Origin of the sequence: Nonomuraea candida (assembly GCF_000725485.1) — a bacterium.
GTDB lineage: Bacteria > Actinomycetota > Actinomycetes > Streptosporangiales > Streptosporangiaceae > Nonomuraea > Nonomuraea candida.
Map to the genome: position 1 here is coordinate 234,553 of NZ_KL647033.1, position 24,043 is coordinate 258,595.

A 24,043-nucleotide genomic window follows, 5' to 3' on the forward strand; every position below is an offset into this window, starting at 1 on the left:
GTTCTCAAAACTCCCGGTTCCTCCCCGTTCCTATGCGTCTGTCAACTTCACCCCGCCGGCTACCAGGCAAGCACGCAGCTCGGCGATTTGCTTCTCTGTCGCCTCCACGAGCGGCAGCCGTACCGGACCGACCGGCACTCCCACCATGCTCAGGGCAGCCTTCGCCATGATCGCGCCACCCGCGCGCAGCATGATGCCGTCCACCACGGGAGCGACCTGGCTGTGTACGGCCAGGGCCTGGGCGATGTCGCCGTTCTTGTGCAGGTGGATCATGCGGGCCAGTTCGGCACCCACCACGTGACCCACCACGCTGACGAACCCTGCCGCGCCAAGCGAGAGCCAGGCCAGATTGAGCAGGTCATCGCCGGAGTAGAAGGCGAGATCGGTCGAGGCCATCACCTGGCTGGCGGCGAACAGGTCACCCTTGGCGTCCTTCACAGCCAGGATACGTTCATGCTGGGCCAGACGGATCAAGGTCTCGGTCTTGATCGGTACGCCACTACGCCCTGGAATGTCGTAGAGCATCACGGGGAGGTCGGTTGCATCGGCTACGGCGGTGAAGTGCCGATACAGCCCCTCCTGCGGAGGCTTGCTGTAGTAAGGCGTCACCACCAGCAAGCCGTGCGCACCGACGCGGGCCGCCTGCTTCGCGAGTTCGACGCTGTGACGGGTGTCATTGGTGCCCGCCCCAGCCACCACGGTCGCGCGATCGCCGACCGCATCGAGGACGGCGCTGACGATGCGCTGCTTCTCCTCGTCCGAGGTGGTGGGCGACTCCCCGGTCGTCCCGTTGACGATCAATCCGTCATTGCGCTGCTCGTCCACCAGATAGGTGGCAAGACGTCGCACAGCCACATAATCGACCTCGCCGTCAGAGGTGAACGGCGTGACCATCGCGGTCAACATACGGCCGAAGGGCGCGTCGGTGGTTCCAGTTGGCGATGCCATAGTGCGAACGCTACCTGGATTCGGAAATCCATTGGACCTCGCCACCCCGCTTCGCCAGCCTGGAGTCGCTTTTTACCCCCTTCGAGGGCATCTGGGCGACACCAAACAGCCCGCAAGCGACTGGGCAGACCTGCAGACCACAGCAACGCTCACCGCCGGCCAACCAGGCCAAAGAGTCACGCCCAGCGGGGCGCAACCGCACCTGGAAGACCTCCAGACCGCGAGGAACCTCTTCCAGGTTAGGCCATCAGGCATCCGAGGGAGGGAAGGGGAGCAGATCGGCTTCCTCACGGCCGCGGTCATAGGACCGTCACACGCGGGGCCGCGACCGGCCCCAATCATAAGCATCAGCCAACAGCGCCTCCCCTAGGGAGGGCGGCCCGTGTCGACGACGGGCGACTACTGGCAGTCGCCGATAGTGCCGCGCCTCACGATGCATGAGCAGACGGCACCGACAGGGGATGACCAGGCGCCGCCACCCACAGGGATGAGATGGACTGGCAACGCCATCATAGGCATGAGCAGGCAGCACCGCACTGGAGGCGAACGGACGGCACCACCCCCCGCGCATGAGCAGACGGCGTCGCGCGCGGGGCTGAGCAGACGATGCCGCCACGGGGATGTGCGGGCGGCATCACCGGCGATGCAACGCAACGGTGATTTCTGACCCACAACGAGGTTTGCCGCAATGGACGGCTTTGGCAAGACCTTTGGGCCCGCACGCCGCGGGACGCGACCCCATGGCGACCATTGGGAAGACGGCGAGCAAGAGAGAGCGCCGCGCCCAAGGAGCCCCAAGGGGAAGCGAACCTCAAGGGGAGGCCGCGCCCCGTGCGAGGCCACCCCCTGCGAGGCCACCCCCTGCGAGGCCACCCCCTGCGAGGCCACCCCCTGCGAGGCCACCCCCTGCGAGGCCACCCCCGGAGGCCACACCTCAAGCGGAGGCCACACCCCCACGAGGAGGCCACACCCCACGGGGAGGCGACGAGCGGAGGTATCACGCCCCGATAAGCGGACGAGCAGTCATGATGCGGGAGGACACCGGCAAACACTGAAGTGAGCACTGGTGCAGGCCGTGCTCCGGATTGCGTCACAAATCGGAGTCGTAGCAACAGAGGGTGGTGTTCGCCGGGCGGTGGATCAATGATCTCGTCGTGCATGGCTTACCTGGGCAACAGGGCTGATGGGTCAGGAGTTGCACCGCATCGCGGGACTCGCCCAACCGAGCCCCTCAACGGTCTCCGCGACGGGCGACTGCGACGTGTGACAGTGACGTATGGGTTGAGACGGCCGGGAGACGTAGGGCGGGAAATGGGACGGCCATCGCTTCACCCTTCACAGCAACGATTCCAAGAAGGAGGACGGCGATGGCCGCGGACAACAGTGTGACGCCTGTCCGGTGGTTGGCGCAGCAAATCGAGACCGGTGACCTGAAGAAGTTGCGATCGGAAGCAAAGATCACGACCGAAGCGCTGATGCCGACCGAGGCCGACGGCAGCTGGCGTCCCGCGGAGCGGTGTATCTCCTGACCCGCCTGGCCCCTGCCCAGATGAGCCATGTACGACGAAGGCCCACTCGCGACCGTACCGGCCCAGAACGGGGGGCGGGGACCTCGGGCGTGGATACGGGCCTGCCGAGGGTGTCGAGGCTGGTGAAGGGACGAGGCGTGCCGGAGGTACTAGCCCTGCCGAGCCGGAGTGCCCAGGGTGCACAAGGGGGTGAGAATGCGATATGTGCTGACAGCGTGGCCTACGGCGCTTGCGGTGCTCGCGATGTCCGGGGCAAGCGCGACCGAGGAACGGGGTGACCGGTGTGGCGAGGATCGCGCCGGAAGACAAGAGGCGCGACGGAGAGCGTCGCGGGGCGGGTGCGTCTCCGGCCTGACCCGATTCGCCCAGACCGGCCCCGTTCGCACCTGAGTAGCCGACAGCAGATCAGATCCCGGGGGAGAAACACGCCGGGCACCGGGAGAAAGAAGCACACCCGGCCACGGACTCATGTGCCGACCCGGCCTCATCCGTGTGCCAGTGTGCTGACCGTCAGTCCCGCGTCCACGGCGCCGGCGCGGGGATTCCTTCCCGCTACAAAGGCAGGAATGCGTGAACCCAGAGGCACGAATCCTCAACTTGATCATGCGTCTCCACATGATCGACACGATCACCCGTACTGCATGGTCGTCCCGCACTTCGGTCGGCACCGCCCTGCTGCTGACCGAGATCATCGATCTGCGGGCTGAGCTGAGGCAGGACCTGGCGGCCCTCGGCGACGAGCTCGCGGGGCTGAGACGCCACATGAACGAGCACCTCACCGCCATCCGCTCCGAGCTGCTGCGCGGGCAGCGCAAATTCCGACGCCGCAAGATGCACTGATCAGCCGCTCCGGCGCAGTCAGCCGGAGGGCAGTGGACCGCCCGGTCTGAGTCTTCTGCAGGCTTACGAAGCCCAAACCGGACCGTCTCAGGACGCGCTCGTGGGCAGTTCGATCTGGTATCGGATGAAGCCACGGTTCTCGGCGACCTTGTCGTAAAGCTGCCGTGCTGTGCTGTTCGACTCGTGGGTGTTCCAGTACACGCGGGAGCAGCCCTGATCACGGGCCCAATCAGTGACGGCCGCGATCAACGCGCGGCCTACACCCATCCCCCGGGCCTCCGGAGCGGTGAACAGGTCTTGCAGGTAGCAGACGTCGGTGTCGGGCGCGGAGGTGTTCGCGTGGGTGAAGAAATGCGTGATGCCGACGAGCCGCCCATCCAGTCGCGCCCCAAGGGCGTGCAATCGGGTGTCCGCCTGGAATTCGCGCCATGCCCGGTCGTACATCTCATCCGGCTCGACGCGCTCATAAAAGGCAATGTACCCACGGAACAGGCCCTCCCAGACATCCCGCTCGGAGGGATGGAGCCGGTCAATCTCGATCATGGACTTCCTTCGATGGTGCAGGTCAGCAGGCGCGAGGCGGTCGTGGCGCCACTTCGCGATGGAGGTATTGGACTGAATGAGGCAATGTCACAACCTAGGGAGAAGCGGTCGTTCGGGATACGGCCACTCGGATGTGATACCGGGTGACCAGTTCTCGGTCAGCGGTGTACAGCACGTGGTGTCGAGCGTGCGCTCGGCCTCAATCTCAGCCTCCGGCTCTGGCCCGACGTCGGCCCAGACCGGGACTCGGGCACGGGCACGAACTGGGTGCCGGGGTCGGAGCTGGGCCCGGGCGCGGCTTCAGCGGCGGGACCGATCTCGGGGCGGGGTTCGGGGGCAGGATCGGTGCGAGAGCCGGGGCCGATGTCAGTCGCGGACTCGGAGGTCGGGCTCAGAACTGCGCCCAGTCCCGATGTCAGTGGCGCCACCAATGCCAGGGGCAAGGCCGTCTCGGTGCCAGGGCCGGGCTCGGTGCCAGGGCCGGGCTCGGGCACGAACTGGGTGCCGGGTTCGGAGCTGGGCCCGGGTGCGGCTTCAGTGGCGGGACCGATCTCGGTCGGATCCGGAGTCGGGCTCGATGCGAGGACCGGGGCCGAGGCCGGGGCCGAGGCCGGTGTCAGTGGCGAAGTCGGGCTCGGAGGCGAGGTTGGAGTCGGGCTCATCCTGGAGGTCGGGGCTCAGACTCACCCTGGAGGTCGGGGCTCAGGCTCGCCTTGGAGGGTGGCCTCAGGCTCGCTCTGGGGTCGGTCTCTGGATCGGGGGCTCGGCCTCTGGGACAGGGGCGGGGTCGGTGGTGAAGGCTCGGCGGTGTCGCATGTTCACGTTCGGACGAACTTCGTCATTGAGCGCGGGCAGTGGCGACTTGGTGACCGTTCCATACAAAGGGGAAGTTCGTGGCCGAAGCCAGGAACTCGCGGCGGTGCAGGGGAGGCTTGCCGCCTACGGAAAGGACCTCGCCGCTGCGCGGGCGAACCTCGTCATCGCCCGTCACGGCGGCTCGCCGCCGTACACGAGGATCGCCGGCGTGGATCGCGGCGGGTGCGGTGCATGGAGAGAGACGCGATGGTGTGGCGCGTCGCCTGGATCACCGCTCGGGGTGGGCGGGAGCGTTGAGGGCGGCGGGGCGCCCGTGCGTTTCGGCCCGAACCGATCTTCGAATCGCCCCGGGCGACCCGTGAGGGCATGCGCCTGACCAGGGCATTCATCACGTCGAGTGCCGGGGTATGAGGGGCCGGACGTGGAAGAGGTCGCCGATATGTGCTCGGGGGTACACACATCGACGACCTCTACCGGAGAATCGGCACCCCTTACATCGGCGTTACAAGGTTTCTCCGATAATTTTCCGCCATCGCAAAGTTGGGGCTCCAGCAGTCATCGATGACGGTCGGTTACCTGCCGAATACGGCAACATGGGGCAACGCCTCACACGAACCCCCAGGGATGGACTAGTGGCCACCTCAGATCCGGTCTACCTGCGTGTCGTCGAAGACATCCGGCGACAGATCACCGACGGCACCCTTCCCCCCGGTGCGCCCATTCCTTCGCGGGCGCAGCTGACCCGTAAATATCAGGTCGGCGAGACCGCCGCTCGCCACGCGCTTCGCGTGCTCGCGGGCGAGGGTCTCATCATCGGCCGGGTGGGCTCGGGACACTACGTCAGGGAACGCCCCGACCTAACACCGCTATACCGATGGCGTTTTCTCGATCACCCCGCCCCCTTCGCCGCCGACCTGCAGTCCCAAGGCAGGCGCGTGACATGGGACTGGCACAGCGAACCAGCCGAGGCGGGGCCCGACATCGCCAGACGCCTACGCCTGCCCCAGTCGGCCACGCTGACCAGAACGCATTACGTCTTCCGCGGGGACGGCAGACCGCTTCAGCTCGCCACGTCGTACGAGTTGCGGGAGTTCGCACCTCATACGGAGGAGGAGCGGCGGAGCCTGGTCGCGAGGATGTACGCGCACGGCATAAAGATCACGGAAGTTGTCGAGAGCGTACACACCCGCATTCCGCGCCCTGTGGAGAGCGACGCGCTGGATCTCGCGGCCGGCGTGCATGTCCTGCACGTGGAACGTACCCATTGGGCGGGCGATCGCCCGGTGGAGACCAGCGACATCGTCATTCCGGGCGATCGGTTCCGGGTCATGTACAGCATGCCCCTTTAGATCGGGAGCTTTCGGGCGAGGTAAGGCTTGCCGGAAAGCTCCCGACCGACCACACCCGCGCCGCTCTTGGGGCGTCGACTCAACCCCGGGGCGGCGCGCTGGCCGCCCTTCCTCCCCGGGCGGAACTCACATCGCCGCCCGGCCGCCACAGTGAAGCCCGCCGAGTGATTCACGCTCTCATAGCCGCATGGCCCGCTCGGACAAACAGGGTTGAGTAGGTCAGGACCTACGCCGCCCTACGGAACGGCCTCCGCGTCTCTGACGATGCCGCTCGGCCGGCCGCCGCCTCGCTGGCCGCCGCCCCACCGTCAGACGCCCACCGTCAGGCGCCCACCGTCAGACGCCTGCCGTTAGGCCCCCCGCCATCGTTCGCCGAGCCGTCTCACCAGGACCGCTTCTAGGCGGTCATGAGTTGCCTCCCAAGGGGCGAACTGTGGGGCCCCACGGCCCAGCGGACCTGGCCTGGTGAACCAGGGCCTCTGATGACTGGGCTGGCTGACTCCATGGACCGCCACAGCACACCAGATGCGGCACCCCTTGCCGATCGCGTAGCCCCATACGCCTCGCCGTCGCGCGCCAAAGTTTGGGTGGCGTCCCGTGGAGGTGGCGGATCAACGCTCTCGTCACTGCATGGCTTATCTGGCGAACAGCACCAAGCGGGTCACGAATTACCCCGCTGCGGGACGCCGCCAGACTGTGCTGTGGGGATATCTCGACCCGACCTCGTTCGGCACGGCATGACATTGACGCAGGTTGTGGGCAACTTCAAATTCTCCGCATTCTGCACATGACGTACGCCACATAGCGACAGCGTGCGCCACGCGTGCCGGATTCGCTGGATAAAGCGTGCACAGCTTGTCGAAATAGCGCATTACTCCACCGGCAATGCGGGGGCTGAGATTGTCGGTGCTCGTTGATAGAACGGTTGCGGAGGTTGCAGATGCGAGTCAAAGACCTGTCAAAAGGTGATCGGCCGCGTGAACGGCTCATCTCCGTCGGCGCGGCCGCGCTGGCGGATCGGGAGTTGCTGGCCGTGCTGCTCGGCTCCGGCCATCACGGCGAGAGCGCCCTCGATCTGGCCAGCAAAGTGATCGAGCATTGCGGAGGATTCGACGCACTGAGCCGTTCCGCGCCGCATCGGTTACTGACGATGCGAGGCATCGGCCCTGCCAAGGCCGCACGAGTGAGCGCGGCCTTCCATCTCGTACGCCGGGCGGAGGCGTGGCCCGAGCGTGAGCGCATCACCAGCACCTCTGACCTGGCCCGGGCGTGCGCGTCGCTGCTGCACGATCGGACGCAGGAGCAGCTGGTCATGGTGGCGTGCGACACCGGTGGACGGATCCTGAAGCGTGCGACACTGACCTCAGGCGGCAGTGATCACACGCTGATGCCCGTACGTGAGGTGATCACGGAAGTGCTCGCGGCGGGCGGGGCGATGTTCGGCCTCGCCCACAATCACCCTGGCGGATCGCTTGAGCCCAGCCAGGCCGATCTGGAGGCCACGGCCAAGCTGCTCGAGGCTGCGGAGACCGTCGGGCTGCGGCTGCTCGATCACGTGGTCATCGCGGGTAAGTCCTGGAGGCGCATTCCCATATAATACTATTTCACACGGATTATGAACCAGCGAATGCCAAAGGGCATGATCCCACGTATAGCGCCGAACGGCAGTTTTCAAGCGACGACCATGAGAACCTAATGGCGCGGGTAGGCCGTTATGGACGTCAGCCGGCCGCTACTCGTCGTGGCGTGGTCCCATGCCCTCGCAAGCACGGGGCCGCGTCCATGGTCACGCGCTGATCCCAGGTGCGGCCCCATTCCTTGAATGTTCTTGGCATGGGAACGTACCGTCCAATGGGTTCATGCGCGGACACACGGTGCGTCGGCGACGGTCGCCTGGGCGCACCATCGCTCGGCGGTGTCCGGTTCGCAAACGCGGTGCCCATGGCCGCGCCCAGGTGCCGACTGCACCTTGCCGCCGGGCGGGAGGCGACTTCCGCCCGGCGGCAGCCCGACTCGCGACCCTCACTGGGCGTCGAGACAGAAGTCGGAGTCACCGGTCACGAAACTCTTCCGCCGCATGGGGTGCACGCGCCACACTGTTGCTCGCGGCCATCGCGTTCAATGTCCTTCTGAGCTGCGTCTTCGGAGGGCCGCGATGGCCGTCACCATATTTTTCCCTTGGGCTGCGCGGCTTGGAGGATCGGCTGTTCGGGTGCCGGCGTGCTGCCGAGGTAGACAAACGGTCTCAGCATGCATGACCACCTGAGCAAACAGGGCCGAGTGGGATGTACCGCTTGTCGTTGCCAGTTGACGCTCTCTCCTTTGCGCTGTCCAGGTGGTTGCTGGGCGCCGCCCCAGGCGGCTGCTCGGCCTGGCCCGCCCGCCCGCCCGGCACGCGCTGGTCAGTAGGTGCACTCGCAGCCAGGAAAGCTCACGGCTAAGACGGCCCTGCAGCGCAGGCGCTCGCACAGCCGAGGCGATCCCACAGCCCGGGCAACCACGCCTTGCAGCTAAGGCGACCTTGCACTCAAGGAAAGCTCCGCAGCCAAGGAAGCTCCGCAGCCGGAGAGCTTCGGCGCCAGAGGTGCTAGCAGTGCCGGTGCCGGCGGTGTCGGCGGTGCCCCTCGTGCCGATGGTGCCAGTCGTACCGAAGGTGCCAATGGTGCCGATGGTGCCAGAGGCGCCGAGGGTGCCGGTGGTCCTAGTCCTGGAGGTGCGGAGGTACTGGCAGTGACTGAGGTGCGGGTGATCTCGACAGGTGAGGCCGCCGACTTCACGGACACCCCGGGGAGATGCTAGAGGCGCTGGGGTGTCAGAGGGCGCCTGAGGGTGTCTATGGCGCCGACGCGACACGGGGATCTGGGGGCTTGGGGGTCGCGGGGAGGGCTGTTCTGCTTGTCGGGGTGGGTGGTGGTTCTCTCATGAGGGAGCTGCAGGGATTCGTCTAGACTCCCCGCGTGCTAGATCGCCAAGGACCCGTACCCATCTACAAGCAGGTTGCCGAACTGGTCCGCGAGCAGATCGAACGCGGTGAGCTCGGAGCCGGCGACCCCGTGCCGAGCGAGGCGGCTCTAGAGAAGAGGTACGCCATCGCCAGGACGACCGCCCGGCGCGTGGCGCGGGAGCTTCGGGAGTTGGGGCTGGCGTACACGATTCAGGGCGAGGGCACGTTCGTCGGCCTGCCCGGTACGCCACGGTCACCTCAGACGATGCCGATTTATCGGAAGATCGCCGCAGAGGTCATCGACCGTATCCAGCAGGGCGAGATCGCACCGAACAGGGCCATTCCGGGAGAGAAAGCGATGATGCGGCAATATGGCGTCGCTAAGGTGACCGTACGTCAGGCCGTCGCGCATCTCAGAGAACTCGGATGGGTGTTCACCCTGCCATATCGCGGTACATATGTGGCCGACCCAGAAAAATGGCCCATAAATCGGGGCTCTTGATTTCCTCTCTCATGGTCGCGCTTTTGGATACGCTTGAAGCGTGCTGAATCGCGAGGGCGACACCTACCTATATCTCCAGATCAGCGAGGTCCTCAGGTCGCGCATCGTCACCGAACTCGCGCCCGGAGACGCTGTGATCAGCGAGGCGGAGATCCAGCGGGAGTTCAAGGTCGCACGTACGACCGCGCGCCGGGCAATTCGCGTCCTGCGAAACCAAGGGCTGGTGCACACGCGGCAAGGAGAGGGAACGTTCGTCAGCGGTCCCGGACATAAGGGGTCTCTGGGGCGACAGTCGCCGTTCTATCGGCATATTGCTGGTGAAATTCGGGAGCGGATAAAGAGGGGCGAGTTGGCGGCATGCCAGCAGATTCCAGGCGAGCTCATGCTGGTGCGGGAGTACGGCGCCGCGCGGGAGACCGTGCGGCGGGCCATCTCGCTGCTGCGTGATGAGGGGTGGGTGTACAGCGTTCCGCATCGCGGGAGCTTCGTCTCACCCGAGGAAGAGTGGCCGACGTCGGGCGAGTGACGCTCGAACGGGTCCGGTGAACGGGCTCGGGCTGCCGGAGAACCCGGTGGTGTCCTGATGCGTGGTGGATCAACGATCTCGTCACACCCGGCTCATCTCGGCGAACAGGGCTAGGTGGGGCAGGAGCTACACCGCTCGTACGGGAACCGCTCGTACGGGAACCGCTCGTACGGGGACCGCTCGCGCGGGAACCGCTCGTACGGGTCACCCCGGACCGCCCCGCTCGCCTGAGCGACCGACCGACCGGCGCATGTGCCGGCCCAGGACAGGACGGCGCAGGGCCGCGACCCGTTCCGGGCCCGTCGGAAGCCGGCTCGCGTAACAGACCGGCGCCAACGCCAGGATCCGAACCAGTTCGGGAACGCCCGAGGGCGAATCGGGTCGGCGAAAAGGTCAGGTGGACGGGCGGGCCCTGATCAAGCGGGAGGGCCTGGCCAGGCCGCAGGAACGCGCCAGGCCGCTGTGGCTGGCCAGGCCACGGGAGCTTTCCAGGCCGCTGGGAAGGTCAGCCGGGTGAAAAAGATCGGGTCGGCGAAGAGGCCAGGTGGACGGGGAACGTCACGTGGATGGGAAAGGTCAGGCCGGCCAAAGACCCAGGCGAGCGGGAAAGGTCAGGCCGGCCAAAGACCCGGGCGAGTGGGAAAGACCGGGTCGGCGATGGGGTCAGGTCGGGGGGAAAGGAATGAGGCGGTACCAGAGACAGACCACGGTGGTGGTGTCGTCGACCTCGTACCCCGCCCCCGCCCAATACCGCCGATGGGTCTCCCGCCAGTCCTCCGCCGAGGAGTACCCCTCGCCCTCCGCCTCCGCGAACTCCCAGGTGACCTCGGCGAACGGCGTCAGCTCGACCCTGGTGATCTCCACCTGCGCCACGGGGGAATTCGAGTCGTCGACGAGGACCAGGCGCTCGCCGACGTGCTCCACCTCCTCGCCCTCGGCCTCGTAGTCGAGGGGCAGCAACCCGGCCGTGGCCCTTTTCGCGCCGGAGAGCGTCAGGTCGGTGAGCTCGGTGCGGACTCTGCCGGGAGTGCCGAGTTCGAGCACTCTGAGCCCATTGATGCGTGGCCACATGAGGGCCATGTTAGAAGACCGGGATGATGTCCTCGGGATCGATGATGTCGACGGAGACGCCTTCCAGATCCAGCTCGGGAATGGCGGGGAAGGCGATCCCCCATCGCTCCACGATCGCGCGCACCCTGGCCATCGCCACCCGCCAGTTCTCCGCCTGCTCCTCGTACGACAGCACGCCCAGCCCCGCCTGCCGGGCGTGGTCCATGAGGACGCGGTGGTTGTTCAGGAAATACGGCGGCAGGTCCCAGAAACCCTCGGGCGGTTCCCAGAGGATCATGCTGAGAAAGACGAAGCCGGCCCGGAGCTGGCGGGTGATGAGGGTGCGGGTCTCGTCCGTGAGGCCCGGCCATTCGTTCTCCAGAATGGTCATGCAGATTTGCAGGTGCCGGGACTCGTCGCGGCCGATGCGCTGGAACATCTCGCTGAAGACCGGGTGCGCGGTGCCCGAGGCCATGCCTCTGAACAGGGTGGAGGCGGCCATCTCCCCCATCATGAAACTCGTGAACAACACGGGCAGCGAATATCTGCCGACCGCGGAGGTGTAGCCGTTCCAGTAGCGGCCGCCGTTGTGGTAGAGCCAGCCGATGTTGTTGTGCGCGGCCTTTTCGAGATCGTCGCCAGGGGTCCAGTCGAGCGGCCCTCCCGGCCAGAGTTTGGCGATGGTGCGCTGGCAACATTCCTCGTGGTTCATCTCGTCGCGGGTGATCGAGAAGAAGCACTTCCTGACCGGGTCCTCCTCGTGTTTCTCGAAGGCCTGGATGGTCGCGCGGGCGAACACCGCCGGGCCCGAGGCGTCGAAATTCGCCAGCACCGCGAACCAGTACATGATGCCCAGGCGCTGCTCCCGCGTGAAATCGCCGGGGTCCAGGTCGTCCCAGGGCAGGTCGGCCGGGTTCCAGAGCACGCGTTTGGACTTCTCGTAGATGGCGGCGAGTTTCTCCGTCTCCACGCGCCATTCCATGGGATAGATGTTGGGTTGCGGGATCTCCGGCGCCGGCCAGAAGCCGCCCTCCGGGATGGTGAGGTCCGCCATTGTTGTGACACCTCCTCTCCCATCCTGCGGGGCGGCGTCACGGCTTTCAAGTACGGGCGCGCTGGGTGATGGCCACGCAGACGAGCACGGCCAGGGCCGCCAGCACCGTCGCGGGCCCGAAGCGCTCCCCCAGCAGGAACCACGCCCAGACCAGCGTCATCAGCGGCTGGGCGAGCTGCGTCTGCCCGGCCCTGGCTATCCCGCCCCTGGCCAGCCCGGCGTACCAGGGGATGAAGCCCAGGAACATGGAGATCGCCGAGACGTACGCGAACCCGGCCAGGGCCTCGGGGCCGGCGGTGATGGGGGTGGCGGCGGCGAGGACCGCGGTGACGGGCACCGTCAGCGGCAGCGACAGCACCAGGGCGTAGGAGATGACCTGCCAGCCGGGGGTGTGCCGGGACAGGCGGCCGCCCTCGGTGTACCCGACGGCCGCGGACAGCAGGGCGCCGATCATAAGCAGGTCGGGCCAGGACGGTTCGCCGCCGTGCTGGACGAGGGTGAACGTGGTGATGGCCGCGGCTCCGGCCGTACAGGCGGCCCAGAACAGCGGGCGCGGGCGCTCGCCGGCCCGCAGCACGGCACAGGCGGCCGTGGCCGCCGGCAGGAGGCCGACGATCACCGTGGCGTGGGACGTGCTCGACCCGAGCGCCAGAGCCAGGCTGCTGAAGACGGGAAAGCCGAAGACGACGCCCAGGGAGATCAGGGCGTACGCGCGCCACTCGGCCCGCGGCGGTACGAGGGGGCGCCCCGCGGCCTTGAGGCAGATCAGCGCCATGACGCCCGCGACGGCGGCCCGGCCGATCGCGACCAGCCAGGGGTCGAAGCCGCGGATCGCGAAGTCGGTGGCGGGCAGCGAGCCCGAGAACGCCAGCACGCCCAGGAGGGCCAGGGCCGTGCCGTGGCTGCGCCCGGCCGGCGCGCCGGGGACCGCTACTCCGTCGAGGACGATAGCGCTATTCTCATATTTCATGAAAAACGATAGCAGTATCGCCCAGATCACCGCGATACTGCGCGAGGAGGCCGACCGGCTCGGGCCGGGCGCGCGCCTGCCGTCCAGCAGGGAGATCATGCGCCGCCACGGCGTCAGCCCGGTCACCGTCTCCCGGGCCATCGGGCAGCTCGCGGCCGAGGGGCGGGTCGTGACGAGGCCGGGCAGCGGAGCCTTCGTGGCGCCGCGGCTCAGCCACGGGCAGGACGCGCCCGACCTGTCCTGGCAGACCGTCGCCCTCGGCGACCGCACGGTGGACGAGGGGCCCGTGTCGGTGCTGCTGGGCTCGGCGCCCGAGGGCGTGGTCCCGCTGACCGGCGGCTACCTGCGGCCGGGGCTGCGGCCGGACAGGCAACTCGCCGCCGCGGCGGCGCGGGCCGTGCGCAGGCCGGACGCCTGGGCCATGCCGCCCCTCGCGGGCCTGCCCGAGCTGCGGCGGTGGTTCGCGACCCAGGCGGGGGGCGAGGTGACGGCGGCCGACGCGCTGATCGTGAGCGGCGGGCAGGCGGCGCTGACACACGCGTTCAGGGCGCTGGCCGCGCCGGGCACGCCCGTCCTGGTCGAGACGCCCACCTATCCGGGGGCGCTGGCGGCGGCGAGGGCGGCGGGGCTGCGGGCCACGGCCGTGCCCATGGACCGGGACGGCGTGCGTCCCGACCTGCTGGCCGAGGCGTTCGCGGTCACCGGGGCGCGGGTGTTCTTCTGCCAGCCCACGCTGCACAACCCGACGGGCGCGACGCTGCCGCCGGCGCGCAGGGAGCAGGTGCTGCAGGTGGCCAGGGCGGCGGGGGCGTTCGTGGTGGAGGACGACTTCGCCCGCTACCTGACCCCGCAGCCGCCGCCCACCCTGGCCTCCATGGACCGGCACGGCACGGTGGTGCACATCGGCTCGCTGACGAAGATCCTCTCGCCGAGCATGCGGGTGGCTGCCGTGATAGCGCGCGGGCCCGCCGCGCACCGGCTGCGGGCCAGCCAGCTCGTGGAGTCGTTCTTCGTGGCGCGGCCGCTGCAGGAGACGGCGCTGGAGTTCGTGGGGTCCCCGGCCTGGCAGCGGCATCTGAGCGCCGTGCACGCCGAGATCGCCGCCCGCCGTGACGTGCTCGCGGCGGCGCTCGCCGCGCACCTGCCGGCCGCCGAGCCGCACCTGCTGCCCGCGGGCGGGATGCACCTGTGGGTACGGCTGCCCGCCGAGACCGACGAGACCGCCCTGGTGGAGGCGGCCAGGCGGAACGGCGTACTGGTGAGCCCCGGCAGGATGTACTACCCGTCGGAGCCCCCTGGGCCGCGGCTGCGGCTCACGCACCTCGCCGCCGCCCATCCGGCCGAGCTGCGCGAAGGGGTCCGCAGACTCGCCGAGGCCCTGAACGGCCTGCGCGCATAAGCCCACCCCGCTAAGCCCGTCCCCCTAAGCCCACCTCGCCCCGGCGCCATACGGCCTCCACCCGCCGCAGAACAGCCCCGCGCCACCCCGCACACCCCGCCACAGGACGGCCCCGCGCCACCTCCCCTCAGCCCCGAGCGAGGCCGACACCCCGTCGCGCCCGCGACGGACAGCGGGCCCGTGACGGACGACGGGCTCACGACGGACGGCAGGCCCACGACGGACGGCGGGCCCTTCGTGGCCGGGGACGGCGCGCGATCGCGGGACAGTAGAGTGACGCCATGCAGTTCTCCGCGGAGCTCATCCGAGACTTCGTGAACACCTTCGACGTCGAAGCCCAAGCGGACGAGCTGTCCTCCCCCGCGGAGCTGGCCGTCTGGCTGCGCGAGCGCGGCCTCATCGGCCCGCGCGACCGTGCCGCCGACGACGACCTCCAGACCGCCCACGCCCTCCGTGAGGGCCTCAGGGCCGCGCTCAGACGCGAGGCCGCCGACCTCCCGGCCCTGCCGCTGCAGGTCAGGGTACGAACGGGCGAAGCGCCCGAACTGGCGCCCGCCGAGGGCGGCGTGCGGGGAGGGCTGGCCGCGATCGCGGCGGCCGCGGCGGGGGCGGCGGCGGAGTGGGATCGGCTCAAGGTGTGCGCGGAGGGAACGTGTCAGTGGGCGTTCATCGACTCGTCGAAGAACCGTTCCCGCTCATGGTGTTCCATGCGGGTATGCGGCAACCGCACCAAGACACGGGCTTACCGGGCAAGGAAGCGGGGTTCGCGTCGTCTCCAAGCCTCAAACACCGATACGGTGTAACTCGTGCCTTGTGGCATGGACGGCAGGCGAAGGAGCGGGCCGAGATGGCAGACGTAGGCGTCCGGGCGGCCCGGCGCGAGGATGTGCTCCAGGTTGCGAACACTCAGGTCCGCGCCTGGCGCTACGGCTATCGGGATTTCCTCCCCGAGGGCCCACTCGAGCAGATGACCGGCCCGGCGGCCGAGAAGATGTGGCTGCGCCAATGGGACGAGGCGATCGTCGCCCCGCCCAGCCCCATGCACCGCGTGCTGGTGGCGGTGGAGACCATTCTTGACACCGAGGGTTTCCCCGCCCTCGGCGCGGGCGGCAGCGCCGCCCTGGTGACACCCAGGGGCGGAGAGCGCGTGGTCGGCCTGGCCTCCCACGCCCCCGCCGAAGACCCCGACCTCGACCCCAGCGTGGTGGCCGAGATGCTGACGTTGCTGGTCGACCCCGACTTCGTGCGCAGGGGCCACGGCAGCCGCCTGCTCAACGCCACGGTCGACTACCTGCGGGAAGACGGCTTCCGGCAGATCGTCACCTGGGTGTTCGCCGACAACTACGCGGTGCTGGGCTTCCTGGAGTCGGCCGGCTGGGGCGAGGACATGGCCGAGCGCGTCCTCGACATGGGCCGGCCGATCAGGATGGTCAGGCTCACGACGGACATCAGCTAGAGGTAGAACGACGGTATGGCAACACCCGCTCAATGGATCGCGGGCGCCCGCCCGCGCACGCTGCCCAACGCCATCGTGCCCGTCATGGTGGGCACCGGCGTGGCGATCGGCGAAGGCGGCTTCGTGTGGTGGCGGGCGGTCCTGGCACTGCTCGTGGCGTTGTCGCTGCAGATCGGCGTCAACTACGCCAATGACTACAGCGACGGCGTTCGCGGCACCGACGACCAGCGGGTCGGCCCGATGCGGCTGGTCGGCTCCCGCGCCGCCGCGCCGCGGCAGGTGCTGACGGCCGCGCTGGCCTGCTTCGCGCTCGCGGCGGTGCTGGGGCTCGTCCTGGTGCTGGTTACGCGGGCGTGGTGGGTGCTGCTGGTGGGCGCGGCGGCGATCGCGGCCGCCTGGTTCTACACCGGCGGCAAGCACCCGTACGGCTATCGCGGGCTGGGCGAGGTGGCCGTGTTCGTCTTCTTCGGGATCGTGCCCGTGGTCGGCACGGCCTACGTGCAGACGGAGCAGCTGAGCTGGGCGGCGCTGCTCGCCTCGATCCCGGTGGGGCTGCTGTCGTGCTCGATGCTGGTGGTCAACAACCTGCGCGACGTCGGCACGGACGGGCAGTCGGGCAAGCGCACGCTGGCGGTGCTGCTGGGGGCCGAGCGCACCCGCGCTCTCTACGTGGCCTGCCAGGTGGTGCCGTTCGCGGTGGCGCTGGCGATGGTGCCGATCACGCCGTGGGCCGCGCTGGTGCTGCTGGCCGCGCCGCTGGCGATCTCCCCCATCCGGGCCGTGCTGGGCAAGGCGGTGGGCCCGGCGCTCATCGCGGTGCTGCAGCAGACGGGCAAGTTGCAGCTGGCCTACGGAACGCTGTTCGCCGTGGGGCTGGCGATCATCTTCTAAGGTGAGACGGTGAAGGATTTCATCGCCGGTCTGCCCAAGTGCGAGCTGCACCTGCACATCGAGGGCACGCTGGAGCCGGAGCTCAAGTTCGAGCTGGCCGCGCGCAACGGCCTGGAGCTCCCCTACTCCAGCGTCGAGGAGATGCGGGCCGCCTACACCTTCGACAGCCTGTCGTCGTTCCTGACGATCTACTACGAGGGCATGCGGGTGCTGCGCACCGAGCCCGACTTCTACGACCTGGCCATGGCCTACCTGCGCAAGGCCGCCGAGCAGAACGTGCGCTACGCGGAGATCTTCTTCGACCCGCAGGCGCACACCTCGCGCGGGGTGCCGTTCGACGTGGTGATCAGGGGGCTGCGGCGGGCGCTGATGGACGCGCACGCGCAGCTCGGGGTGCGAGCCCAGCTCATCATGTGCTTCCTGCGCGATTTCCAGGCCGAATACGCAATGGCGACGCTGCTGGAGTCGCTGCCGTACAAGGAGTGGATCGCCGGCGTCGGGCTCGACTCCGACGAGCGGGGCAACCCGCCGAGCAAGTTCGCGGCCGTCTACGAGCGAGCCAGGCAGGAGGGCTACCTGCTGACCATGCACTGCGACGTCGACCAGGACAACGCGGTCGAGCACATCCGCCAGGCCATCGAGGAGATCGGGGTCGACCGGATCGACCACGGCGTCAACATCCTGGAGGACCAGCGGCTGGTGGAGACGGTGCTGGCGCGCGGCACGGGGCTGACCTGCTGCCCGATCTCCAACGGCTACGTCACCGAGTCGATGCAGGCCGAGGGCATCCGCAAGCTGATGGACCTGGGCGTGCGGGTGACGATCAACTCCGACGACCCGGCCTACTTCGACGGCTACGTGCTGGAAAACCTCCTCGCCCTGCAGGACGCTCTCCAGCTCACCCGGGAGGAGCTGGCCCAGCTGCAGCGCAACGCCTTCGAGATCACCTGGCTGCCCCGCCACCTCAAGGACGCCTACCTGGCCGAGGTCGACGCCTACGCCTCGTGACGGCGTCACCGGCGTGCCGTGACGGAGCCGCCGGTCTCTCGTGACGGCGCCGCCGAACCGGTAGCCTGGAAGGACCTCAGGCAAGGACCGAGCTGACCGACACGACGATCGCGAGGGCTCGTGGTGAACCGGCCCAGTCTGCCCACCGGTATCGAAGAGTTCGAGCGCGCTCTCGCCGACTGCCTCGCCATCGCCGAGCGGGCGATGCCGGACTGCCCGATGATCAGCATCGCGCTCTGCGCGGGTGAAGGCATCCGCACCGCGGTCTGCTCGCCGGCGCGGGCTGGGCTGCTCGACGGGTTACAGTCGGCGGCGGGGCAGGGGCCCGGCCTCGACGCGATCGGCACGGGCCTGCCGGTGACGACCTGCGACCTGGCCGGCGAGACGCGGTGGCCGCGCCTGGCGGTCGCGGCGCCGCGGATCCGCGCGGTGCACTGCGAGCCGCTGGAGTCGGAGGGCGCGCCGCTGGGCGTGCTCACGGTCTGCTCCGAGCGGGCCGGCGCCTTCGCCCCGGAGACCGTGACCGCCGCCGAGGTCACCGCCGCGCACCTCGGGGTGATCTTCCGTACGGCGCTCGACGCGGCCCGTACGAAGGAGGTGGCGGCGCAGCTCAAGGAGGCGCTCACCACCCGCACGGTCATCGATCAGGCGCTGGGCATCGTCATGGCGCAGCGGCGGTGCACCTCGCGGCACGCCTTCGAGATCCTCCGCCACGTCTCCCAGGACCGGAACGTCAAGCTGCACCAGGTCGCCGCCTCGATCGTGGAGAAGGTGAGCGGAGAGCCGGCGCAGCGCTCCCGCTTCGAGGACCCGCCCCAGCACGTCGTCCGCCGCCGGGCATGACCGGGGTCGCTTCCGGCACCCCGAGGTCCCTCTGCGTCGCGCTCAGGCGGTCGCTGGGGGTCGTGCCACGGCCGCGTGGACTTTCATGCGCGGATACGGCGCCTGCGGATCAGGACGGCCGGTGCATCACCACGCGCGGCGCGACCTCGATGCCCAGCTCGCGCTCGTGCGCCACCAGCGCCCGCAGCTCCGGCCCCCACGCCGCCTCGGGCAGCGCGGAGAAGCCGTGCCGTTCGTACCACGGCGCGTTCCAGGGCACGTCGCGGAAGGTCGTCAGCGTCACGCCCGGCGCGCCCGCGGCCTTGGCGTGGTCGATCACGGCCTCCATCAGCCGGCCGCCGATGCCCTGGCGCATGCGCTCGGGGCGTACGGCGAGCTGTTCCAGATGGAGGTTGCCGTCCACCCAGCCGACCAGCGCGAACCCGTCCGGCGGTGTGCCCTCGACGAGCACGGCCCCGGGATCGTCCACCTCTTCGATCTGCGTGGTGCCGGGCGGGAAGACGATGCCCACCTGCTCGAACATCCGGTCGGCGGCCAGCTCTATGGAGACCAGCCCGTCCAGCTCGTCGGCTTCAGCCCATCGCACCATGGCGACACGATCTCATGTTTCGGGTGGATCTCGCCGCTCGTATTAGGGTTGATGGTCGTAGGCCCGGCTGTGCGGAGCCGGGACCCTCTCCTCACGACGTGCCCACGACCACGTGCGGCCGTGGGCACGTCGTGTGCGCTCATGACCGGGCACGAGACCCGGCAGGCCCGGCTACAGGTCGAGCAGCGGCTCCAGGCCGACCGTGAGGCCCGGCAGCTCGCGCACCCTGCGCACCCCGAGCAGCACGCCCGGCGTGAACGCCGACCTGTTCATCGTGTCGTGCCTGATGGTGAGGATCTCGCCGTCGCCGCCGAGCAGCACCTCCTGGTGCGCGATCAGCCCGGACAGCCGCACCGCGTGCACGTGGACCCCGCCGACGTCGGCGCCCCGGGAGCCGTCGAGCGCGGTGGTCGTCGCGTCGGGCATCGCGCCGAGCCCGGCCTTGGCCCGCGCCTCGGACACCAGCTCCGCCGTGCGGCGGGCGGTGCCGGAGGGCGCGTCGGCCTTGTTGGGGTGGTGCAGCTCCACGATCTCGGCGGACTCGAAGTAGCGCGCCGCCTGCTGCGCGAAGTGCATCATGAGCACGGCCGCGATGCCGAAGTTGGGGGCGATCAGGCAGTTGGTGCCGGGATTGGCCGCCAGCCACCCGCGCACGGTCTCCAGCCGCCCCTCGTCGAACCCCGTCGTGCCCACCACGGGATGCACGCCGTGGCCGATCGCCCATTCGAGGTTGCCCATGACCACGTCGGGGTGGGTGAAGTCGACCACCACCTCGGCGCCGCTCAGCCCCTCGATGGAGTCGTCCTTGTCGAGCGCGGCCACCAACTCCATGTCGGTGGCCGCCTCGACCGCTTTGCACACCTCAACGCCCACGCGCCCCTGGGCGCCGAGCACACCTACCCTGATCACAGGGAAACCCTATCGAACGGCGTCGCCGAAGTCCTTGTCGCCGTACGGGCCGATGACGGCCAGGGTGAGGGGCCGGTTGAGCACGTCGCCGGCCACCTCGGAGATCTCGTCGGAGGTGACGGACTCGATGCGGGACAGCACCTCGTCCACCGACATCAGCTCGTCGTAGACCAGCTCGTTCTTGCCGATGCGCGACATGCGCGAGCCGGTGTCCTCCAGGCCGAGCACGAGCCCGCCCCGCATCTGGCCCTTGCCGCGCATGATCTCGTCGGCGCTCAGCCCCTCGGTGACGACCCGGGTCAGCTCGTCCCGGCAGATCTTGAGCACGTCGTCGATCTTCGACGGCAGGCAGCCGACGTAGATGCCGAACTGCCCGGTGTCGGCGTAGGCCGAGGTGTAGCTGTAGGCGGAGTAGGCCAGGCCGCGCTTCTCCCTGATCTCCTGGAAAAGCCGCGACGACATGCCGCCGCCGAGCGCCGCGTTGAGCACGCCGAGCGCGAACCTGCGGTCGTCGGTGCGTGACAGGCCGGTCGTGCCGAGCACCAGGTTGGCCTGCTCGGTGGGCCGGTCGAGCACCTTGACGCCGGAGTGCGTCTCCGCGCCGGGGCCGCTGGTGCGCGGCGGGGCGAACTCGGCGGGGCCGGTGAGCGCGCCCGCCCGCTCGTAGGCCCGGGCGACCAGCTCGACGACCTCTTCGTGCCGGACGTTGCCCGCCACCGACACGACGGTGGCGCGAGGCCGGTAGTAGCGGCGATAGTACTCGGCGATGCGATCCCGCCCGAGGGCGTTGATCGACTCGACCGTGCCCAGGATGGGCCGGCCGATCGGCGAGTCGCCGTACAGGGCGGCCGCGAACTGCTCGTGCACCACGTCGGAGGGGTCGTCGTCGTGCATGGCGATCTCTTCGAGGATCACGCCACGCTCGGACTCGACGTCCTCCTCGGTCACCAAAGAGCTGGTGACGACGTCGGCGAGCACGTCGACCGCGATCGGCAGATCCTCGTCGAGGACCCGCGCGTAGTAGCAGGTGTATTCCTTGGCGGTGAAGGCGTTGATCTCGCCGCCGATGCCCTCGATGGAGGCGGAGATCTCCATCGCGTCGCGCGTGGGCGTGCCCTTGAACAGCAGGTGTTCGAGGAAATGGGTGGCCCCCATGTGCTCGGGGGCCTCGTCACGCGAGCCGATGCCGACCCACATGCCGACCGCGACGCTTCGCACGGTCGGCATGGTCTCGGTCACCACGCGCAGCCCACCCGGGAGGACGGTGCGCCTTACCACCCCGGCTCCGTCCTTGCCGGGGTGCAGCGTGGTCGTCGTCACGAGTTCCGGTCGTCTCCCTCGCTGCGGGTGCTGCGCACGCGGGTACGGGTGCGGCGGGGCCGCTCGGGCTTGTCCTCGGCGGCCGGAGCGGCGGCCTCGGGCTGGTCGGAGTCGTCGGCCGGCGCCTCGCCGCCCTTCGCCTCCTTCTCGGCGGCCTCCTTCTCGATGACCTCGACCGGCACCAGCGAGAGCTTGCCCCGGCCGTCGATCTCGGCGATCTCGACCTGGATCTTCTCGCCGACGCTCATGACGTCCTCGACGTTCTCGATGCGCTTGCCGCCGTGCAGCTTGCGGATCTGGGAGACGTGCAGCAGACCGTCCTTGCCGGGCATGAGCGAGACGAACGCGCCGAACGCGGCGATCTTGACGACCGTGCCCAGGTAGCGCTCGCCGACCTCCGGCATGTGCGGGTTGGCGATGGCGTTGATCGCCGAGCGGGCGGCCTCGGCGGAGGGCCCGTCGGTGGCGCCGATGTAGATCGTGCCGTCGTCCTCGATGGTGATCTCGGCGCCCGTGTCGTCCTGGATCTGGTTGATCATCTTGCCCTTGGGGCCGATGACCTCGCCGATCTTGTCGACGGGGACCTTGATGGTGATGATGCGCGGCGCGGTCGGGTTCATCTCCGCCGGGGAGTCGATCGCCTCCTGCATCACGTCGAGGATCGCCAGGCGGGCGCCCTTGGCCTGCTTGAGCGCGGCGGCCAGCACGGAGGCGGGGATGCCGTCGAGCTTGGTGTCGAGCTGCAGGGCGGTGATGACGTCCTTGGTGCCGGCGACCTTGAAGTCCATGTCGCCCATGGCGTCCTCGGCGCCCAGGATGTCGGTCAGCGTGACGTAGGTGTCACCCTCGCCGATCAGGCCCATCGCGATGCCGGCGACCATCTCCTTGAGCGGCACGCCGGCGTCGAGCAGCGCCATCGTGGAGGCGCAGACCGAGCCCATCGAGGTGGAGCCGTTGGAGCCGAGCGCCTCGGAGACCTGGCGGATGGCGTACGGGAACTCCTCGCGGCTGGGCAGCACCGGGATCAGCGCCCGCTCGGCGAGCGCGCCGTGGCCGATCTCGCGGCGCTTGGGCGAGCCCACGCGGCCGGTCTCACCGGTGGAGTAGGGCGGGAAGTTGTAGTTGTGCATGTAGCGCTTGGTCCGCTCGGGGTTGAGCGTGTCGATGACCTGCTCCATGCGCAGCATGTTGAGCGTCGTGATGCCCAGGATCTGGGTCTCGCCGCGCTCGAACAGGGCCGAGCCGTGCACCCGGGGCACCACGTGCACCTCGGCCGACAGGGCGCGGATGTCCTTGGTGCCGCGGCCGTCGATGCGGATGCCCTCGTTGACGACCCGCTCGCGCATGAGCTTCTTCATCACCGAGCGGAACGCGGCGGAGATCTCCTTCTCGCGCCCCTCGAACTCGGGCAGGAGCTTCTCGGCGGCCAGCGCCTTGACCTTCTCCAGCTCGTTCTCGCGCTCCTGCTTGCCGGCGATGGTCAGCGCGGCGGCCAGCTCGGTCTTGATGGCGGCCTCGACGGCGGCGTAGACGTCTTCCTGGTAGTCGAGGAAGACCGGGTATTCGGCCGTCTCCTTGGCCGCGACCTGCGCGATGCGCGCCTGCGCCTCGCACAGCACCTTGATGAAGGGCTTGGCGGCGTCGAGGCCCTGCGCGACGGTCTCCTCGGTGGGCGCGACCGCGCCCTCGGCGACCAGCTTGAGCGTGTCCTTGGTGGACTCGGCCTCGACCATCATGATCGCGACGTCGCCGTCGTCGAGCACGCGGCCCGCCACGACCATGTCGAACGTGGCCCGCTCCAGCTCGGGGTGGGTCGGGAAGGCCACCCACTGGCCGTCGATCAGCGCCACCCGCACGCCGCCGATCGGCCCGGAGAAGGGCAGCCCGGCGAGCTGGGTGGACAGGGACGCGGCGTTGATGGCGACGACGTCGTAGAGGTGCTCGGGGTTGAGCGCCATGACGGTGGCCACGACCTGGACCTCGTTGCGCAGGCCCTTGACGAACGACGGGCGCAGCGGCCGGTCGATCAGGCGGCAGGTGAGGATGGCGTCCTCGGAGGGACGGCCCTCGCGGCGGAAGAACGAGCCGGGGATGCGGCCCGCCGCGTACATGCGCTCCTCGACGTCCACCGTCAGCGGGAAGAAGTCGAACTGTTCCTTCGGGGTCTTCGACGCGGTGGTCGCCGAGAGCACCATCGTGTCGTTGTCGAGATAGGCGACGGCCGAGCCGGCCGCCTGACGCGCGAGGCGACCGGTCTCGAACCGGATCGTGCGCGTGCCGAATGAGCCGTTGTCTATGACGGCTTCAGCAGTGTGGACACCCTCCACGGGGGACCTCCTTGTGGTCGGTCACCCGCGCCCTTTTCTCACCGGCACCCTCGTTAGGTGCAGCGCCGGTCTTCGATCGAAGCGCCCGGTCAAGTGCGTTCTTACCGGAAGCCACTACCGAGGACCGGCCCGCAGGCGTCGCGGGTCGCATGGTGCTGAGCGGACGCGGGGGCTGTGTGTCTCGGATATTCAGTTGTACGTCAGGCGCGTGGGTGGTTTCACGCCACCAC

At 68.9% G+C, this 24,043-nt stretch carries 21 protein-coding genes; 12 read left to right on the plus strand and 9 right to left on the minus strand.

Annotated elements, in window-relative coordinates:
• Positions 1–30: 30 nt before the first annotated feature.
• Positions 31–948 (minus strand): 4-hydroxy-tetrahydrodipicolinate synthase, encoded by a 918-nt coding sequence (gene dapA, locus IO39_RS49025; RefSeq protein ID WP_084774784.1) that lies wholly within the window; start codon positions 946–948, stop codon positions 31–33.
• A 1,367-nt stretch (positions 949–2,315) separates the two neighbouring features.
• Between dapA and IO39_RS55780 the strand changes: the two genes are divergently transcribed.
• On the plus strand, positions 2,316–2,477 hold the full coding sequence (locus IO39_RS55780; RefSeq protein ID WP_157549927.1) for a hypothetical protein: 162 nt from the start codon (positions 2,316–2,318) through the stop codon (positions 2,475–2,477).
• A 615-nt stretch (positions 2,478–3,092) separates the two neighbouring features.
• Positions 3,093–3,317, plus strand: coding sequence for a hypothetical protein (locus IO39_RS49030; protein ID WP_043640835.1), 225 nt, complete (start codon positions 3,093–3,095; stop codon positions 3,315–3,317).
• Positions 3,318–3,404: 87 nt separating this feature from the next.
• Here IO39_RS49030 and IO39_RS49035 read toward each other — a convergent pair whose 3' ends face one another.
• Positions 3,405–3,860, minus strand: coding sequence for a GNAT family N-acetyltransferase (locus IO39_RS49035; protein WP_043640838.1), 456 nt, complete (start codon positions 3,858–3,860; stop codon positions 3,405–3,407).
• Between the two features lie 1,448 nt (positions 3,861–5,308).
• On the opposite strand from IO39_RS49035, the gene IO39_RS49040 reads away from it, so the two are divergent.
• The 4 genes from IO39_RS49040 to IO39_RS49055 all read left to right on the plus strand — a co-directional run bounded on the left by IO39_RS49040 (position 5,309) and on the right by IO39_RS49055 (position 9,997).
• Entirely contained in the window at positions 5,309–6,025 is a 717-nt protein-coding gene (locus tag IO39_RS49040; RefSeq protein ID WP_043640840.1) for a GntR family transcriptional regulator, read from the plus strand.
• 940 nt (positions 6,026–6,965) lie between these two features.
• On the plus strand, positions 6,966–7,622 hold the full coding sequence (locus IO39_RS49045) for a JAB domain-containing protein (protein WP_043641044.1): 657 nt from the start codon (positions 6,966–6,968) through the stop codon (positions 7,620–7,622).
• A 1,360-nt stretch (positions 7,623–8,982) separates the two neighbouring features.
• Positions 8,983–9,471 carry a GntR family transcriptional regulator gene (locus IO39_RS49050; protein WP_043640843.1) on the plus strand — a complete coding sequence of 163 codons (489 nt, stop codon included), beginning with the start codon at positions 8,983–8,985 and terminating at the stop codon, positions 9,469–9,471.
• Positions 9,472–9,511: 40 nt separating this feature from the next.
• A complete protein-coding gene (locus tag IO39_RS49055; RefSeq protein ID WP_043640846.1) occupies positions 9,512–9,997 on the plus strand; it encodes a GntR family transcriptional regulator in 486 nt (161 codons plus the stop codon).
• 663 nt (positions 9,998–10,660) lie between these two features.
• On the opposite strand, the gene IO39_RS49060 is transcribed toward IO39_RS49055, so the two are convergent.
• From IO39_RS49060 to IO39_RS49070, 3 genes are read right to left on the minus strand one after another with little or no spacing between them, the layout of a single operon-like run.
• Positions 10,661–11,068 carry an ASCH domain-containing protein gene (locus IO39_RS49060; RefSeq protein WP_043641047.1) on the minus strand — a complete coding sequence of 136 codons (408 nt, stop codon included), beginning with the start codon at positions 11,066–11,068 and terminating at the stop codon, positions 10,661–10,663.
• Positions 11,069–11,078: 10 nt separating this feature from the next.
• Positions 11,079–12,101: a hypothetical protein gene (locus IO39_RS49065; protein ID WP_043640849.1), complete on the minus strand. Its 1,023-nt coding sequence runs from the start codon at positions 12,099–12,101 to the stop codon at positions 11,079–11,081.
• Positions 12,102–12,147: 46 nt separating this feature from the next.
• Positions 12,148–13,071, minus strand: coding sequence for a DMT family transporter (locus tag IO39_RS49070; protein ID WP_052424348.1), 924 nt, complete (start codon positions 13,069–13,071; stop codon positions 12,148–12,150).
• Here IO39_RS49070 and IO39_RS49075 point away from each other — a divergent pair.
• The 6 genes from IO39_RS49075 (at position 13,070) to IO39_RS57305 (ending at position 18,668) form a co-directional block, all read left to right on the plus strand.
• Positions 13,070–14,470, plus strand: a complete 1,401-nt coding sequence (locus tag IO39_RS49075) for an aminotransferase-like domain-containing protein (RefSeq protein WP_043640852.1) — start codon at positions 13,070–13,072, stop codon at positions 14,468–14,470. The two genes, IO39_RS49070 and IO39_RS49075, sit on opposite strands and share 2 nt — an antisense overlap.
• A gap of 281 nt (positions 14,471–14,751) precedes the next feature.
• Positions 14,752–15,273 (plus strand): CGNR zinc finger domain-containing protein, encoded by a 522-nt coding sequence (locus tag IO39_RS49080; RefSeq protein ID WP_043640854.1) that lies wholly within the window; start codon positions 14,752–14,754, stop codon positions 15,271–15,273.
• A gap of 44 nt (positions 15,274–15,317) precedes the next feature.
• Positions 15,318–15,926 (plus strand): GNAT family N-acetyltransferase, encoded by a 609-nt coding sequence (locus IO39_RS49085; RefSeq protein WP_043640856.1) that lies wholly within the window; start codon positions 15,318–15,320, stop codon positions 15,924–15,926.
• Positions 15,927–15,941: 15 nt separating this feature from the next.
• Positions 15,942–16,817, plus strand: a complete 876-nt coding sequence (locus IO39_RS49090; protein WP_043640858.1) for a 1,4-dihydroxy-2-naphthoate polyprenyltransferase — start codon at positions 15,942–15,944, stop codon at positions 16,815–16,817.
• 9 nt (positions 16,818–16,826) lie between these two features.
• Positions 16,827–17,825, plus strand: coding sequence for an adenosine deaminase (locus IO39_RS49095; protein WP_043640861.1), 999 nt, complete (start codon positions 16,827–16,829; stop codon positions 17,823–17,825).
• Between the two features lie 123 nt (positions 17,826–17,948).
• Positions 17,949–18,668, plus strand: a complete 720-nt coding sequence (locus IO39_RS57305; protein ID WP_157549928.1) for a GAF and ANTAR domain-containing protein — start codon at positions 17,949–17,951, stop codon at positions 18,666–18,668.
• Positions 18,669–18,777: 109 nt separating this feature from the next.
• On the opposite strand, the gene IO39_RS49105 is transcribed toward IO39_RS57305, so the two are convergent.
• The 4 genes from IO39_RS49105 to IO39_RS49120 all read right to left on the minus strand — a co-directional run bounded on the left by IO39_RS49105 (position 18,778) and on the right by IO39_RS49120 (position 23,813).
• Complete coding sequence (locus IO39_RS49105) at positions 18,778–19,257, minus strand: GNAT family N-acetyltransferase (RefSeq protein ID WP_052424349.1); 480 nt, start codon at positions 19,255–19,257, stop codon at positions 18,778–18,780.
• A gap of 171 nt (positions 19,258–19,428) precedes the next feature.
• A complete protein-coding gene (dapB, locus tag IO39_RS49110; protein WP_043640866.1) occupies positions 19,429–20,166 on the minus strand; it encodes a 4-hydroxy-tetrahydrodipicolinate reductase in 738 nt (245 codons plus the stop codon).
• 9 nt (positions 20,167–20,175) lie between these two features.
• Entirely contained in the window at positions 20,176–21,486 is a 1,311-nt protein-coding gene (locus tag IO39_RS49115) for a M16 family metallopeptidase (RefSeq protein WP_043640869.1), read from the minus strand.
• Positions 21,483–23,813 carry a polyribonucleotide nucleotidyltransferase gene (locus IO39_RS49120; RefSeq protein WP_043640871.1) on the minus strand — a complete coding sequence of 777 codons (2,331 nt, stop codon included), beginning with the start codon at positions 23,811–23,813 and terminating at the stop codon, positions 21,483–21,485. The genes IO39_RS49115 and IO39_RS49120 overlap by 4 nt, the downstream gene beginning before the upstream one ends.
• Positions 23,814–24,043 lie beyond the last annotated feature (230 nt).